Origin of the sequence: Kingella sp. SNUBH-2017 (assembly GCF_028680565.1) — a bacterium.
GTDB lineage: Bacteria > Pseudomonadota > Gammaproteobacteria > Burkholderiales > Neisseriaceae > Kingella_D > Kingella_D pumchi.
In genome coordinates this window covers 21,864-33,560 of the sequence record NZ_JAPHVK010000013.1, presented here as the reverse complement: position 1 = coordinate 33,560, position 11,697 = coordinate 21,864, and the positions used below count along the sequence as shown (strand labels likewise).

The 11,697-nt window shown below is 60.8% G+C and carries 15 protein-coding genes; 13 read left to right on the top strand and 2 right to left on the bottom strand.

Annotation, left to right across the window (positions count from 1 at the left end; genetic code table 11):
• Positions 1–121 precede the first annotated feature (121 nt).
• Positions 122–550: an EamA family transporter gene (locus tag OP500_RS09805; protein ID WP_238744805.1), complete on the bottom strand. Its 429-nt coding sequence runs from the start codon at positions 548–550 to the stop codon at positions 122–124.
• Between the two features lie 334 nt (positions 551–884).
• On the opposite strand from OP500_RS09805, the gene ilvC reads away from it, so the two are divergent.
• From ilvC to OP500_RS09740, 13 genes are all read left to right on the top strand, one after another.
• Positions 885–1,898, top strand: a complete 1,014-nt coding sequence (gene ilvC, locus OP500_RS09800) for a ketol-acid reductoisomerase (protein WP_238744807.1) — start codon at positions 885–887, stop codon at positions 1,896–1,898.
• Between the two features lie 144 nt (positions 1,899–2,042).
• A complete protein-coding gene (locus OP500_RS09795; RefSeq protein WP_274070825.1) occupies positions 2,043–2,471 on the top strand; it encodes a SirB2 family protein in 429 nt (142 codons plus the stop codon).
• A 66-nt stretch (positions 2,472–2,537) separates the two neighbouring features.
• Entirely contained in the window at positions 2,538–2,858 is a 321-nt protein-coding gene (locus tag OP500_RS09790; protein WP_274070848.1) for a cupin, read from the top strand.
• Between the two features lie 135 nt (positions 2,859–2,993).
• Positions 2,994–3,407, top strand: a complete 414-nt coding sequence (locus OP500_RS09785; protein ID WP_274070824.1) for a nuclear transport factor 2 family protein — start codon at positions 2,994–2,996, stop codon at positions 3,405–3,407.
• Between the two features lie 145 nt (positions 3,408–3,552).
• The gene (locus OP500_RS09780; protein WP_274070823.1) at positions 3,553–3,996 is read left to right on the top strand and encodes a methyltransferase family protein; all 444 of its coding nucleotides are present in this window, start codon (positions 3,553–3,555) and stop codon (positions 3,994–3,996) included.
• A gap of 108 nt (positions 3,997–4,104) precedes the next feature.
• The gene (locus tag OP500_RS09775; protein ID WP_274070847.1) at positions 4,105–5,622 is read left to right on the top strand and encodes a polyamine aminopropyltransferase; all 1,518 of its coding nucleotides are present in this window, start codon (positions 4,105–4,107) and stop codon (positions 5,620–5,622) included.
• A gap of 91 nt (positions 5,623–5,713) precedes the next feature.
• Positions 5,714–6,097: an aspartate 1-decarboxylase gene (panD, locus tag OP500_RS09770; RefSeq protein ID WP_274070822.1), complete on the top strand. Its 384-nt coding sequence runs from the start codon at positions 5,714–5,716 to the stop codon at positions 6,095–6,097.
• 88 nt (positions 6,098–6,185) lie between these two features.
• Positions 6,186–6,710, top strand: a complete 525-nt coding sequence (locus OP500_RS09765) for a hypothetical protein (RefSeq protein WP_274070821.1) — start codon at positions 6,186–6,188, stop codon at positions 6,708–6,710.
• A 72-nt stretch (positions 6,711–6,782) separates the two neighbouring features.
• The gene (locus OP500_RS09760; RefSeq protein ID WP_274070820.1) at positions 6,783–7,508 is read left to right on the top strand and encodes an SDR family oxidoreductase; all 726 of its coding nucleotides are present in this window, start codon (positions 6,783–6,785) and stop codon (positions 7,506–7,508) included.
• A 10-nt stretch (positions 7,509–7,518) separates the two neighbouring features.
• Positions 7,519–7,761 (top strand): hypothetical protein, encoded by a 243-nt coding sequence (locus OP500_RS09755; RefSeq protein WP_274070819.1) that lies wholly within the window; start codon positions 7,519–7,521, stop codon positions 7,759–7,761.
• Positions 7,758–7,967 carry a DUF6636 domain-containing protein gene (locus OP500_RS09750; protein ID WP_274070818.1) on the top strand — a complete coding sequence of 70 codons (210 nt, stop codon included), beginning with the start codon at positions 7,758–7,760 and terminating at the stop codon, positions 7,965–7,967. Before OP500_RS09755 ends, OP500_RS09750 begins: the two co-directional genes overlap by 4 nt.
• 97 nt (positions 7,968–8,064) lie before the next feature.
• The gene (gene trpE, locus OP500_RS09745) at positions 8,065–9,540 is read left to right on the top strand and encodes an anthranilate synthase component I (RefSeq protein WP_238744823.1); all 1,476 of its coding nucleotides are present in this window, start codon (positions 8,065–8,067) and stop codon (positions 9,538–9,540) included.
• Between the two features lie 11 nt (positions 9,541–9,551).
• The gene (locus tag OP500_RS09740; RefSeq protein WP_238744825.1) at positions 9,552–10,169 is read left to right on the top strand and encodes a pseudouridine synthase; all 618 of its coding nucleotides are present in this window, start codon (positions 9,552–9,554) and stop codon (positions 10,167–10,169) included.
• A 259-nt stretch (positions 10,170–10,428) separates the two neighbouring features.
• Here the strand turns inward: OP500_RS09740 and odhB are convergent, their stop codons facing one another.
• Entirely contained in the window at positions 10,429–11,604 is a 1,176-nt protein-coding gene (gene odhB, locus OP500_RS09735; protein WP_238744827.1) for a 2-oxoglutarate dehydrogenase complex dihydrolipoyllysine-residue succinyltransferase, read from the bottom strand.
• Between the last annotated feature and the right edge of the window lie 93 nt (positions 11,605–11,697).

Here is an 11,697-nt window from a genome sequence, read left to right as displayed (position 1 = left end):
AACGACGCTTGAAAAACGCTTGCCAATACCGTTGCGCCGCCCATCCAATCAAACAGGCAGCCTGAAAACGAAAAAACGGCTTTCAGGCTGCCTGAAAGCCGTTTTGCCGCTGTAAAAACCGTCAGCGCTTGATTGCCAGCACCAGCACGCCGGCGCCGACCAGCGCGATGCCCAGCCATTCGCGCCCGTCCGGCCGCTCACCGAGAAAGACAAAGGCGAACAGCGCCACCAGCACCACGCTCATTTTGTCGATCGGCGCCACCTGCGAAGCATTGCCCATCTGCAGCGCCTTGAAATACGCCAGCCACGATGCGCCGGTGGCCAGGCCGGAAAGCACCAGAAACAGCCATTGGCGCCCGCCCACCGCCGTCAGCGGCTGCCATTTGTGAGCGTAGGTAAGAAAGGCCGCCAGCGCCAGCAGGATCACGATGGTGCGGATAAAGGTGGCGAAATCCGAGTCGATGCCCTGCAGCCCGAGTTTGGCGAATACCGCCGTCAGCGCCGCGAATACTGCCGAAGCCAGCGCCCAATATACCCATGCCTGCTGCATGTTTTGCTCCTTTGTCTATTGAAAGCCGCTATTCTGCCACAAAGCGCGCTTTCTGCCTGCCTAAGCGTGGCGCAAAGCCGCTTTCAGGCTGCCTGAAACGGCAAAATTAGTGTATATTCGCGCCCGTTGCGCCTTTGCCGGATTTGCCGCGCCAGAAGCGCCGCAGCGCAGCCCGCTCCCCATCTTAAGCGGGCTGCAGGCCGGATAGATTAAGGGCGCCGCCGCATCAGGGCGGCGCCGCTACCGGCAAGGCAGGGGCAATGTCTGTTTTATCCGCTTTATCCGCAGTATTTTTTGCGGCAGATGCCGCCGTTTCTACCATAAAGGATTCCCCATGAAAGTGTATTACGACAAAGACGCCGACCTCTCCCTGATCAAAGGCAAAACCGTTGCCATCATCGGCTACGGCTCGCAAGGCCACGCCCACGCCGCCAACCTGAAAGACTCCGGCGTAAACGTGGTGATCGGCCTGCGCCAAGGCGGCTCATGGAAAAAAGCCGAAGCCGCCGGCTTTGAAGTATTGTCCGTGGCCGATGCCACCAAAAAAGCCGATGTGGTGATGATTCTGCTGCCCGACGAAAACCAGCCCGTGGTTTACAAAAACGAAATCGCGCCCAATCTGAAACAGGGCGCCACTTTGGCCTTTGCCCACGGCTTTAACGTGCACTACAACCAAATCGTGCCGCGCGAAGATTTGGACGTCATCATGGTTGCCCCCAAAGGCCCCGGCCACACCGTGCGCAGTGAATTTCTCAAAGGCGGCGGCGTGCCCTCGCTGATTGCCGTTTACCAAGACAAATCCGGCAAAGCCCGCGACATCGCCCTTTCTTACGCCGCAGCCAACGGCGGCACCAAAGGCGGCGTGATTGAAACCAACTTCCGCGAAGAAACCGAAACCGACCTCTTCGGCGAACAGGCCGTATTGTGCGGCGGCGCGGTCGAGCTGGTGAAATGCGGTTTCGAAACCCTGGTGGAAGCCGGCTACGCCCCCGAAATGGCCTACTTCGAGTGCCTGCACGAATTGAAACTCATCGTTGATTTGATGTACGAAGGCGGCATCGCCAACATGAACTACTCGATTTCCAACAACGCCGAATACGGCGAATACGTTACCGGCCCCGAAGTCATCACCGCCGCCACCAAAGAAGCGATGAAAAAAGCGCTCTACCGCATCCAAAGCGGCGAATACGCCAAAATGTTCATCCAGGAAGGCGCGGCCAACTACCCGAGCATGACCGCCCGCCGCCGCTTAAACGCCGATCACCAAATCGAAAAAGTCGGCGCCCAGCTGCGCGGCATGATGCCGTGGATCGCCAAAAACAAACTGGTCGATCAGGAGAAAAACTAAACCCGTCCCGCCCGATCGGCAGTAAAGCGCAAAGGCAGCCTGAAAACTTTTTCAGGCTGCCTTTTTAGCGGCAGATACGGTAAAATCCGCCGCTTTGCGGCCGAGCGCCGCAGCAGACCGCACCAAAAGGAAGGACAGCAGCCCATGGGCGAACTTGCCGAATTTTATCTGGACACCAAACAACTCCACCACGTCATCATCATCATCAGCCTGAGCCTGTTCAACCTGCGCTTCTGGCTGAAAATCTGGCGCCCCGACAAACCGCTCAACGTCTGGCTGCGCTACATCCCCCATATCAACGACACCCTACTGCTGTTTACCGGCATGATGCTGATGGCGATCACCGCCGCATCGCCCTTCGGCAACGCCCGCTGGCTGGCCTACAAGCTGCTATTGGTGGTGGTGTACGTGGTACTCGGCTTTGTCTGCACCAAAAACCCGCCGCGCAGCCTGAAATCCAATCTCGCCTATATTGCCGCCACCGCCACCGTGCTGGTGATTATCTGGCTGGCCCACTGCAAACTCGCCAACGGCTGCTCGCTTTTCGCCGGCTGGTACTGGCATTGGAAATAACCAAGCCCAAGGCAGCCTGAAAACTTTTCAGGCTGCCTTTTGTCTCGCCCCAAACCCAACCCGACCATGAACCAACGCATCATCACCGCCGCCGATTTCACCGCCGATCGCCCGTGGGGCGCGCTTAACATCGCCGCCTTTGCCGGCAACACCACCGTCCGCCTGCATTGGAGCGACCAGCCCTACCGCTGGCATACCAACGACGGCGAAGAAGTGTTTGCCGTATTGGACGGCGCCGTTGAAATGCGCTGGCGCGAACACGGCAGCGAACACCGCGCCCGCCTGAACGCCGGCGACATCTTCCACGCACAAAACGGCTGCGAACACGTCGCCCACCCCATCGGCGAAGCGCGGATGCTGGTTATCGAAAAAGCCGGCAGCATCTGAAAGCAGCCTGAAACCCGAAAGCAGCCTGAAACCCGAAAGCAGCCTGAAACCCGAAAGCAGCCTGAAACCCGAAAACAGCCTGAAACCCGAAAGCAGCCTGAAACCCGAAAACAGCCTGAAAACGAAAGGAAGCGCATGAAACCCGCCCACCATATCTACGAACAATGGCACCAGGCCGCCAAAAACCGCGACACCGCCGCCCTGATTGCCCTTTATGCCGACGATGCCGAGCTGGAATCGCCGCTGGTGCCGGTGATACTCGGGCGCGACAGCGGCGTGCTGCACGGCCGCGCCGAAATCCTCGCCTTTCTCGAAGAAGGCAGCCGCCGCCGGCCAAACGAGCTGGTGCGCTGGTACCGCGACGGCCGCTATCTGGCCGCCGGCAGGCTGCTGGTATGGGAATACCCGCGCCAAACGCCCGACGGCAGCCAAGTCGATATTCTCGAACTGATGGAGCTGGACGACGACGGCAAAATCCGCCGCCACCGCATCTACTGGGGCTGGTTCGGCACCCAGATGCTGATTGCCTCGGCGCTGGCCAAAGCGTGAATCCGGTTTTCAGACTGCCTTTACCCACAGCGCCCCGCGCAGCTTTTCAGGCAGCCTGAAAACCCGGATGACGGCAGCTTTGCCCAAACGGTATTTTTAACGCGCAGCTTTTCAGGCTGCCTTTTCCCATTCGCCAACAAACACTATGGAACTGAAAATCCCCCCGCCCGTATGGATGCTGGCGGTGGCCGCACTGATGAAAGCCGCCGCCCTGCTGCCTGCCGCCGGTTTTGCCGGTGCCGCTTGGGCAGCCTGGCCGGTGGCGCTGGCCGGCGTGGCGGTGATTGTTGCCGGCGGCATCGCCTTTCGCCGCCACGGCACCACCGTTAATCCGCACACCCCGCACAACAGCAGCCGCGTGGTTACCGACGGCATCTACCGCTACAGCCGCAACCCGATGTATCTGGGCATGGCGCTGCTGCTGGCGGCGTGGGCGCTGTGGCTGGGCAATGCCGCCGCCTGGCTTGGTATTGTTCTGTTTGTTGCGCTAATCAACCGCTATCAGATCCGGCCGGAAGAGCGCATCCTCGCCGCCAAATTCGGCGACGACTACCACAGCTACTGCCGCCGCACCCGCCGCTGGCTGTAAAACCGTTTCAGGCTGCCTGACGCCTGTTTTTCCGTCTTTTCCCCGCCCGCAGTTTTTTCAGGCTGCCCTGCTGCAGGCAGCCTGAAAACCGCCCGCCCCTTTGCCATGATCAAACCGCACCGCGCCCTGATTGTTTCCGTATTTATCGCCGCCAGCTGCGGCCTCGCCTATGAATTGGTGATGGCGGCGCTGGCCAGCTATCTGCTGGGCGACAGCATCGTGCAGTATTCGCTGGTGATCGGGCTGTATCTGTTTGCGATGGGCATCGGCGCCCATCTGACGCGCTACATCAAAGAAGACGACGCGCTGGCGCGCTTTATCGAAATCGAGCTGCTGGTGGGGCTGTGCGGCGGGCTGTCGGCGCTGTTTTTGTTTGTCGCCTTCGGGTTGGCGGCGGCGCCGTTCCGCACGCTTTTATATGCGCTGGTGTTGGTGGTGGGCACGGTGGTGGGCATGGAAATTCCGCTGGTGATGCGGGTGCTGAACCGCGATAACGCCGACTTTAAAGAGCTGGTGTCCAAAGTGCTGACTTTCGACTATCTGGGTGCGCTGGCGGTGTCGCTGCTGTTTCCGCTGCTGCTGGCGCCGCGGCTGGGCATGGCGCGCTCGGCGCTGCTGTTCGGCATTCTCAACGCCGCGGTGGCGCTGCTGACCGCCCGCGTGTTTCGTTCCGTTCTCGGCCGCCGCTATCTGCGCCTGAACCTGCGCGGCTGGCTGGTGCTGTTGGTGCTGGGCGCGTTTTTCGCCGCCGCCGAGCGCATCGCTTCTTTTGCCGAAGAGAAGTATTTCGGCGATCCGGTGGTGTACCGCCGCCACACGCCCTACCAGCGGCTGGTGCTGACCAAATGGCAGGACGACATCCGCCTGTATCTCAACGGCAACCTGCAGTTTTCCTCGCGCGACGAAGCCCGCTACCACGAAGCGCTGGTGCTGCCGGCGATGCAGAGTGCGCCGCGCCGCGGACAGGTGCTGATACTCGGTGGCGGCGACGGGCTGGCGGCGCGCGAAGTGCTCAAATATCCCGATGTGCAGCGGGTGGTGCTGGTGGACTTGGATGCCGAGATGACCGAAGTTTTCCGCCGCTCGGCCGAACTCACCCGCCTAAACGGCAATTCGCTCGCCCATCCCAAGCTGAAGATTATCAATGCCGATGCCGCGCAATGGCTCGAAAACGCCACCGACAGCTTCGATGTGGCGATTATCGACCTGCCCGACCCTTCCAATTTCGCCCTCGGCAAGCTCTATTCGGTGCCGATGTACCGCATGCTCGCGCGCCGCCTGAATCCCGGTGCGCGGGTAGTCGTCCAGTCCACCTCGCCCTATTTTGCCCCCAATGCCTATTGGTCGGTGGTGGCGACGCTGGAAGCGGCCGGTTTTGCCACCGCGCCCTATCACGCCTATGTGCCTTCCTTCGGCGAATGGGGCTTTGTACTCGCCGCCCGCGAAGGCAGCCTGAAAGCGCCCGAGCGCTTCGACGTGCCCACCCGCTACCTCACCCCCACCGAAGCTGCAGCGATGTTCCGCTTTCCGCCCGATATGGCGCGGCGGCCGGTAAAGGCCAACTATCTCAACAATCAGGCGTTGGTGGCCTATTTTGCCGAAGACTGGGCGCGCTTTTCGCGCTGAACCGGCTTTCAGGCTGCCTGCAAGCGTGGTCGAAACCGCCAGCCAAATTTAGTACAATGCGCCGTTTTTTCCATTAGAAAGCACACACACCATGTTCCGCACCCTGCTCGGCGGCAAGATCCACCGCGCCACCGTTACCGAAGCCAATCTCAACTACGTCGGCAGCGTTACCGTCGATTTGGATCTGCTGGATGCCGCCGGCATTCTCGTTAATGAAAAAGTCCAAATCGTCAATAACAACAACGGCGCGCGGCTGGAAACCTACACCATCGCCGGCGAACGCGGCAGCGGCACCGTCTGCCTCAACGGCGCCGCCGCGCGGCTGGTGCAGCCGGGCGACGTGGTGATTATCATGTCCTACGTGATGCTTTCCGAGCCGGAAACCGCCGCCCACCGCCCGAAAGTGGTGCTGGTGGACGCTCAAAACAAAATCCGCGACATTATCGACTACGAAGCCGCCCATACCGTTTTGTAACGGCTTTCAGGTTGCCTTTGAGCGCATCGCCAAAGCAGCCTGAACAGCCAAAACAGCGCAACCCGACCCGCCCGCTCGGAAAGCCCCCATGCCCAAACTGCCCCGCCCCGCCCTGCTGATCCTTGCCGCCGCCCTGATAGGCACCGCCCCAAGCGCCGCCGCCACCGGTTTTTACGCAGGCATTGGCTGCCTGCATACCTACAGCAAAGACGGCACCGACGCCTACCGCTGCGCCATCGAAACCGTCTCGCTCGAGCAGGCCTACTACTATTTCCAAACCGGCTACGTCAGCACCAACGTTCCCGAGAGCGACTACAACCCCGTCTTGCACGGCAACAACTCGTCTGTCCCGCGCGACATCTACCTGCCCTCAATCCTGCCGAAAGCCGACAGCAGCAGCGATATCGCCCGCCCCGACGGACAATGCGCCGCTACGCGCCACCGCTACCGCTTCATCCGCCACGGTGCGGACAGCGTCAGCGTCATCAGCAGCACCGAAGGCTGCGGCAGCAGCCGCAGCTTTGAAACCCACTTCGAAAAACAAGGCAGTCTCGTACGCATCAGCCACACTGTCAGTCGGCCTGAAAAGCCGTCCGAGCCACTGCCCCGATAAACGCAAGGCAGCCTGAAAAGCCGTTTTCCCGTTTTCAGGCTGCCTTTGTCCCAAACATAAAAAACCGCATTTATGAATCCCAACCAACACACCGTCCTGATTACCGGCGGCGCAACCGGCATCGGCTTTGCGCTGGCCAAAAAATTCCACGCCGCCGGCAACCGCGTGATTCTGGCCGGCCGACGCGAAGACGTGCTGCGCCAGGCCGCCGTGCAGCTTTCAGGCTGCCTGATTGCCGTTGCCGATGTTGCCCAAGCCGCCGACCGCGAACGGCTGGTGCGCGATTTTCCCGACGTAAATATCCTGGTGAACAACGCCGGCGTGCAATACACCCAGCCCTTTGATACCCAAACCGCCGACGACATCGCCCGCGAAATCGACACCAATCTCACCGCCCCCGCCCAGCTCACGCTCGCCTTTTTGCCCGTTTTGAAATCCCGCCGCGAAGCCGCCGTGATCAATGTTTCGTCTGGCTTGGCGATTGTGCCCAAGGAAAGCTGCGCCGTGTATTGCGCCACCAAAGCCGCGCTGCACAGCCTGAGCCAAACTCTGCGCTGGCAGCTGGAAAACACACCCGTGCGCGTGTTTGAAATCATGCCGCCGATGGTCGCCACGCCGATGTCGCAAGGCAAGGGACACGCCCATCTGAAAATCTCGCCCGACGAATTGGCAGACGAATTCTGGCGCGCTTTTTTACGCAACCGCTACCAAATCATGGGCGGCAAAACCAAGCTGCTCTACTGGATCAACCGCATCTCCAACACGCTGGCGCAACGCGTGATGCGCAAAGGACTGTGAAAGGACAAACATGAAACGCCAAATCCTGATTCTGGCCGCCGCCCTGGCCACTGCCTGCCCCGCCGCCTATGCGGCGAAAGCCTTTGATGCGCCTGGCGGCGGCATCACCTGCCTGGGCGACGTCGATATCGGCATCCATCCCGACTACGGCGTGTTTTGCACCGTCGCCGGCCGCACCAATTGGCCCGCTACGAAGACGCTGCCGCGTCCGCTTCCGACACCGCAAACCCGGAATACTGCGAACAGGGCGTGAAATTCATCCTGCGCAAAACAGGCCCCGCCCGCGTTCTCTGCGCCGCCCCCGAACACCCCGACGGCCTGGGCCTGCTTGGTAAAATCAAAGGCGAAACCGTCAGCGGTGACGGCTGGCAGTGCCGCGTGAACCAAAGCGGCATCGTCTGCACCAACCAAAGCGGCCACGGTTTCGACATCAGCCGCGAACGGCAGCGCCTGTTTTAAACCCGCAAAGGCAGCCTGAAAACCGTCTTGTTGTTTTTCAGGCTGCCCCGATGCCCAAGGCAGCCTGAAACCCCGTTTACCATCCGAAAGACACGCCATGATCAGCAAATCCCAATTTCTCGAGCAGGCCGCGCAAGGCTACAACCGCATTCCGCTGGTGCAGGAACTCTTGGCCGACCTTGATACCCCGCTGTCGCTCTATCTCAAACTCGCCAACCGGCCGTTTTCCTACCTGCTCGAATCGGTGGTCGGCGGCGAGCGTTTCGGGCGCTATTCCTTTATCGGCCTGCCCTGCGACACCTATATCAAAGTTTCAGGCTGCCGCAGCGAGCTGTATCAAAACCACCAAATCACCGAAACGCACGACGGCAACCCGCTGGCATTTATCGAAGCGTTCCACGCGCGCTTCAAAACGCCGGAAATCCCCAAGCTGCCGCGCTTTACCGGCGGGCTGGTCGGCTATTTCGGCTACGAGAGCATCTATTATTTCGAACACATCGCCCACCGCTTAAAGCAGCCTGAAAAGGCCGACCCGCTGGGCACGCCCGACATCCTGCTGATGCTGTCGCAAGAGCTGGCGGTGGTGGACAATCTGTCCGGCAAAATCTATCTCATCGTTTACGCCGACCCTGCGCAGGACAACGCCTACGAGCGCGCCCGCGAACGGCTGGAAAACCTGCGCGAACAGCTGCGCCAAAGCGTCGCCATCCCGCTGTCGCTGGGCAGCCTGAAAACCGAACCGCAGCACCGCACCGGCGAAGCACGTTACAAAGAATACGTGCGCCGCGTGCGCGACTATATTCTCGACGGCGACTGCATGCAGGTCGTCCCCAGCCAGCGCATGAGCCTGCCCTTTGCCGACAAACCGCTGTCGCTCTACCGCGCCCTGCGCACGCTCAACCCCTCGCCCTATATGTTCTACTACGATTTCGGCGATTTCCATATCGTCGGCTCGTCGCCCGAAATCCTGGTGCGCCGCGAGCGCAACCAAGTCATCGTGCGGCCGATTGCCGGCACCCGCCTGCGCGGCGCCACCCCCGAAGAAGACGCGCAAAACGAGCGCGAACTTCTGGCCGACGAAAAAGAAATTGCCGAACACGTGATGCTGATCGATCTCGGCCGCAACGACGTCGGCCGCATCAGCCGCACCGGCAGCGTGCGCGTAACCGACAAAATGGTTATCGAAAAATACTCGCACGTGATGCACATCGTCTCCAACGTCGAAGGCAGCCTGAAAGACGGCGTGAACAATATGGATATTCTCGCCGCCACCTTCCCTGCCGGCACGCTCTCGGGCGCGCCCAAAGTACGCGCGCTGGAAATCATTGAAGAGTTGGAGCCGGAAAAACGCAATATCTACGGCGGCGCCGTCGGCTGCTGGGGCTTTAACAACGATATGGACCTGGCCATCGCCATCCGCACCGCCGTCATCAAAGACGGCACGCTCTACGTGCAAAGCGGCGGCGGCATCGTCGCCGACTCGCAGGAAGAAGCCGAATGGCAGGAAACCCAAAACAAAGCCCGCGCCGTACTGCGCGCCGCGCAGATGGTGCAGGAAGGGCTGGACAAATAAGCTGCAGCACCATGAACCGCCAACGCCCCCGCCGCCCTGCCCCGCCGCGCCGCCTCAACGAAACGCCGCGCGAGCAAGAGCTGATCGCGCTGAACAAGCCCTACGGCTACATCTGCCAGTTTTCGCCGCACGAAAAGCACCGCAGCCTGAAAGAGCTGCTGCCGCTGTCCGGCTACTACACCGCCGGCCGGCTCGACACCGACAGCGAAGGCCTGCTGCTCTTGACCAACAACGGCCGCCTGCAGGCCGAAATCGCCGACCCGCGCCACAAAACCGTCAAAACCTACTGGGCGCAGCTCGAAGGCAGCCCCGACGACGCCAAGCTCGCGCTGTTGCAGCAGCCGATGGACTTGGGCGGCTTCACCACCCGCCCCGCCCAAATCCGCCTGCCCGATGAAAACGAAACCGCCCTGCTGTGGCCGCGCAACCCGCCGATCCGCGAGCGCAAAAGCGTGCCCGACTTCTGGCTGGAAATCCGCATCAGCGAAGGCAAAAACCGCCAGGTACGCCGCATGTGCGCCCAAGCCGGCTACCCCTGCCTGCGCCTGGTCCGCACCGCCATCGGCAGCCTGAATCTGTTTGATTTGGGCTTGGAACCCGGCCAATGGCGCTACTGCCGCCGGCCTTAAGGCGCCGCAGACAAAAAGCAGCCTAAAAACCCTTTTCCGGTTTTCAGGCTGCTTTCATATGTACTGCAGCCGTAGGGTGCGCCCCGCGCACCATCACAACACCCGCCGGCGTTTGAAACACACACCACAGGCAGTCTGAAAGCCTTTCAGACTGCCTGCAGAGGCAAAATATCCGCCCTACCCGAAGTCCAAACCGATAAAAAAGCAGCCTGAAAACCGTGAAATCCGGTTTTCAGGCTGCCTGCGTATGCGCTGCGGATTAGAGATCGAGCAGCAGGCGTGCCGGGTCTTCCAGCAGGTCTTTGATGGTTACCAGGGTCAGCACGGCTTCGCGGCCGTCGATGATGCGGTGGTCGTAAGACAGCGCCAGATACATCATCGGACGCACGACAACCTGGCCGTTTTCCACCACGGCGCGCTCTTTGGTGGCGTGCATACCCAAGATAGCAGACTGCGGCGGGTTGATGATCGGAGTGGACATCATCGAGCCGAAGGTGCCGCCGTTGGTGATGCTGAAGGTGCCGCCGGTCAGATCTTCGATGGCGATTTTGCCGTCTTTGGCTTTCACGGCGTAATCGACGATGGCCCGTTCAATGTCGGCAATGCTCATTTGGTCGGCGTCGCGCAGAATCGGCACGACGAGACCGCGCGGGCTGCCGATGGCGATGCCGATGTCGAAGTAACCGTGGTACACGATGTCGCTGCCGTCAACGGAAGCGTTCACCACGGGGAATTTTTTCAGCGCGGCAACGGCGGCTTTGACAAAGAAGGACATGAAGCCGAGTTTGACGCCGTGTTCTTTTTCGAATTTTTCTTTGTATTTGGCGCGCAAATCCATCACCGGTTTCATGTTCACTTCGTTGAAGGTGGTGAGGATGGCGTTGTCGGCCTGGGATTGCAGCAGGCGCTCGGCCACGCGGGCGCGCAGGCGGCTCATCGGCACACGCTGCTCGGGGCGGGCGCCGGCGGGCAGCGGAGCGGCGGCTTTGGCGGCGGCCGGTGCGTTCTGCACGTCTTCTTTCAGCACGCGGCCGTCGCGGCCGGAGCCTTGCACGCTGTTTACGTCCACGCCTTTTTCGGCGGCCAGTTTGGCGGCGGCAGGCATGGCCACGCCGGCTTGGGCATTGGAAGCGGGGGCAGCGGCCGGTGCGGCAGGAGCGGCTTGGGCAGCAGGCGCCTCAGTGGCGGCGGCAGCGGCTTCGGTGTCGATTTTTGCCAGAAGCTGCTGGCTGGTTACGGTTTCGCCGTCTTGAACGATGATTTCAACCAGCACGCCGGCTTGAGGCGCGGGCACTTCCAAAACCACTTTGTCGGTTTCGATTTCCACCAGGGTCTCGTCGCGGCCAACGCTTTCGCCCACTTTTTTATGCCAAGTGAGCAAAGTGCCTTCGGAAATACTTTCGGCAAATACGGGAACGTTTACTTCTACAATCATGTTTGACTCCAAATCGGTTTTCGGGCAGGCAGCCTGAAACTTTCAGGCTGCCTGTTCGCTTATTGCGGCACCGGGCGGTGCCGGGGGTTTGTG